Source organism: Pseudoalteromonas sp. 20-MNA-CIBAN-0454 (genome assembly GCF_040308685.1).
Taxonomy (GTDB): Bacteria; Pseudomonadota; Gammaproteobacteria; order Enterobacterales; family Alteromonadaceae; genus Pseudoalteromonas; species Pseudoalteromonas nigrifaciens.
Genome location: NZ_JBEOOB010000104.1, coordinates 1 through 536 on the forward strand (window position 1 = coordinate 1; position 536 = coordinate 536).

Consider the following 536-nt stretch of genomic DNA (forward strand, 5'->3'; position numbering starts at 1 on the left):
AAAGAGTGGGAAGATAAGATTGTTGAGCTTGCAAACGCACTTGATTCTTACATTCCAGAGCCAGAGCGTGACATCGATAAAGCATTCATCATGCCTATCGAAGACGTTTTCTCAATCCAAGGCCGTGGTACTGTTGTAACTGGTCGTGTTGAAGCTGGTATTATCCGCATCAACGACGAGATTGAAATTGTTGGTATCCGTGATACAACTAAGTCAATCTGTACTGGTGTTGAAATGTTCCGTAAACTGCTTGACGAAGGTCGTGCTGGTGAGAACATTGGTGCACTTTTACGTGGTACTAAGCGTGAAGACGTTGAACGTGGTCAAGTACTAGCTAAGCCTGGTTCAATCAAGCCACACACTACTTTTGAATCAGAAGTATACGTACTTTCAAAAGATGAAGGTGGTCGTCATACTCCATTCTTCAAAGGTTACCGTCCACAGTTCTACTTCCGTACAACTGACGTAACTGGTGACGTACAGTTACCAGAAGGCGTAGAAATGGTAATGCCTGGTGATAACGTTAAGATGACAGT

1 protein-coding gene is annotated in these 536 nt (G+C 43.5%); it reads left to right on the forward strand.

The window, feature by feature from the left end:
• The coding region (locus AAEZ22_RS18145; protein WP_352298381.1) for an EF-Tu C-terminal domain-related protein at nucleotides 1-536 on the forward strand (536 nt) is incomplete at both ends.